Source organism: Fusobacterium sp. (assembly GCF_029258315.1).
GTDB lineage: Bacteria > Fusobacteriota > Fusobacteriia > Fusobacteriales > Fusobacteriaceae > Fusobacterium_B.
Genome location: NZ_JARHZE010000017.1, coordinates 1 through 3,273 on the forward strand (window position 1 = coordinate 1; position 3,273 = coordinate 3,273).

2 protein-coding genes are annotated in these 3,273 nt (G+C 30.5%); both read left to right on the forward strand.

Features of this window, described 5'->3' with window-relative positions:
- Positions 1–338 precede the first annotated feature (338 nt).
- Positions 339–1,853 carry a YfcC family protein gene (locus tag Q1J48_RS01355; RefSeq protein ID WP_498040961.1) on the forward strand — a complete coding sequence of 505 codons (1,515 nt, stop codon included), beginning with the start codon at positions 339–341 and terminating at the stop codon, positions 1,851–1,853.
- An 18-nt stretch (positions 1,854–1,871) separates the two neighbouring features.
- Positions 1,872–3,273: aminoacyl-histidine dipeptidase (locus Q1J48_RS01360; RefSeq protein WP_300360672.1), on the forward strand; the 1,402-nt coding region annotated here is incomplete at its 3' end.

Genomic DNA, 3,273 nt, shown 5'->3' on the forward strand with positions numbered 1-3,273 from the left:
TATTTGGTGAAAAATTATGAATAAAAAATTCTAAAATAGTATAGTTTATTAAGAAAATTTATGAATGTAGATATATGAAAAAAATAATACTAAAAAATTGAAAAGAAAAGTAATAAAAATCTCAAAAAATATGGTACTTTTTTAATCAAAATATAAAAATGAAGTAAAAAAGGGTAAATTAGTGTTGACATAATAACTTGTTTGTTTTATACTTATACAAGTATAATGTTATTTATATAATTTTTTTAATGCAAAATTAAATAAAGTGATACGAATGAATGAAATTACATAAAAATTATATAAATTTCATAAAAAAATGAGGTTAAGGAGTGATTATTTTGGCAGAAAAGAAAAAGCACGAATTCCCCACAGCATTTACAGTATTATTTATCATTTTGATTATGGCAGCAGTATTAACTTACATAGTGCCATCAGGAAGATTCTCAAGACTTACTTATGATGATGTGGCAAGAGAGTTTGTAGTAACAGATCAAAACAACGAGGTAAAAACATTACCAGCAACACAATCAGTATTAGATGACTTTAAAATTCAATTAAGTTTATCAAAATTTGAAGACGGGACAATTAAAAAACCAATAGCAATCCCAGGAACTTATGTTCAAATCAAACAACAACCACAAGGAATCCTAGAGGTTATCCAAGCACCTGTTACAGGGGTTATGGATTCAGTTGATATTATGATATTCGTTTTAATTCTTGGAGGAATTATTGGACTTGTAAATAAAGTTGGAGCTTTTGATGCAGGAATGGGAGCTTTATCTAAGAAAACAAAGGGAAAAGAGTTTATCCTAGTTATCTTGGTATTTACTCTTACTACTTTAGGGGGTACAACATTTGGACTGGCAGAGGAAACAATAGCATTCTATCCAATACTTATGCCTATTTTCTTAATAAGTGGATTTGATGCAATAACTTGTATCGCAGCTATCTATATGGGATCTTCAATAGGAACAATGTTCTCAACAGTAAACCCATTCTCAGTTGTTATAGCATCAAACGCAGCAGGAATTAGTTTTACAAACGGTTTAGTATTTAGAATAATTATCTTAGTTATCGGTTCTATAATAACTTTAGCTTATATGTATTGGTATGCAAATAAAGTTAAAAAAGATCCTAAAAACTCTTTTGTTTATGAGGAAGAGGAAAGTATAAGAGAGCATTTCTTAAAAGATTATAATCCAGATGTAGTAACTGAGTTTACATTAAGAAGAAAATTAATAATGATATTATTCTCACTAGCATTTATAGTTTTAGTTTGGGGAGTTGCTTTAAATGGTTGGTGGTTCGGAGAGATGTCAGCATTATTCTTAGGTGTGGCAATAGTTATGATGATTTTATCAGGACTTTCTGAAAAAGAGGCTGTTAATACATTTGTTGCAGGAGCAGCAGATCTAATCGGTGTAGTTTTAACAATAGGACTTGCAAGAGCTATAAATATAGTAATGGATAACGGTATGATATCTGATACACTTCTATATTATTCAATAGATATGATAAGTGGAATGAATGGATCTCTATTTGCAATTGCTCAACTTGGAGTATTCTCATTCTTAGGATTCTTTATTCCATCATCTTCAGGACTTGCAGTTTTAACAATGCCTATTATGGCACCACTAGCTGACAGTGTTGGATTATCAAGAGATGTTGTAATCAATGCTTATAACTGGGGACAAGGATTAATGGCTTTCATTACTCCAACAGGACTTATCCTTGTTACACTTGAAATGGCTGGAACAACATTTAATAAATGGTTAAAATATATAATGCCTTTAATGATAATAATGGGAATTTATGCAGCAGTAGGACTAATACTAGGAGTATATATTTTATAATTTGAAGGGTGATTTATTATGAGAAAATTAGAGGGAATAAAACCTGAAAGAGTATTTTATTATTTTGAGGAGATTTCACAGATCCCAAGAGAGTCATATAATGAAAAAGAGATCAGTAATTATTTGGTTGAGTTTGGAAGAAAACACAATTTAGAAACTTATCAAGATAAACATTACAATGTAATTCTTAGAAAAAAAGCTACAAAGGGGTATGAGGATTTTCCAGGGGTAATATTACAAGGGCATATGGATATGGTTTGTGAAAAGGAAAATGATAGCAACCACGACTTTAAAAAAGATCCGATTAACTTAATAGTAGAGGGAAATATCTTAAGGGCAGATAAAACAACTCTTGGAGGAGATAACGGAATAGCTCTTGCAATGGGAATGGCACTTCTTGAAGATGAATCTATAAAATGCCAAGTTGAATTATTAGCTACAACTTCTGAAGAGGTTGACTTAGGTGGAGCTTTATCACTTGAGCCTAATCTATTAAAGGGAAGTATGTTGATAAATCTAGACTCTGAAGAAGAGGGAATAGTTACAGTTGGTTCAGCTGGTGGTATTGAGATAGATGTAGATCTTCCTATTTCAAGAAAAAATATTGGGGAAACTACTCTATATACTATTAGTTTAGAAAAATTAAAAGGTGGACATTCTGGAGCAGAGATAAATCAAAAAAGAGGAAATGCTAATAAAATAATGGTTGAGTTACTTGAAAAATTAGCTAAAGCATCTCAATTTGATTTTATTGAGGTAAGTGGTGGAAGTAAGGACAATGCAATCCCTAGAGTTGCAAAAGTTTTATTAGCCTCTAAAGATGATATAAAAGATAAGATCAATTCTATTTGTCAAGAGCTAAAAGATAAATATATGGGTTATGAACCAGATATGAGTTTTAACTTAGAAATTTCAAATGGAAAAAATATTTTAGCTATGTCAAAAGAGGACTTTGAAAAGTATGTTAAAACTATTAAGGATATACCAACAGGTGTAAATACTTGGATGAAAGAATATCCAGAGATAGTTGAATCATCAGACAACCTAGCAATAGTAAAAACTTTAGAAAATAGTATAAATATTGTTATCTCTTTAAGAAGTTCAGATCCAAAAGTTTTAGATGAATTAAAATCTAAGATGTCAGATATATTAAAAGATAACGGAGCTGAATTTGAATTTTCAGACGGATACCCAGAATGGCAGTACAGAGCTGAATCAAAATTAAGAGATAAGGCTGTGGAAGTTTATAAAAAACTTTATAATAAAGAGATGAAAGTTGAGGTAATTCATGCAGGGCTTGAGTGTGGGGCATTATCTCAAAACTATCCAAATATAGATTTTATAAGTGTTGGACCTAATTTAAAAGATGTCCATACACCTAGTGAGATTTTAGAGATAGACTCTACTGAGAGAGTTTATG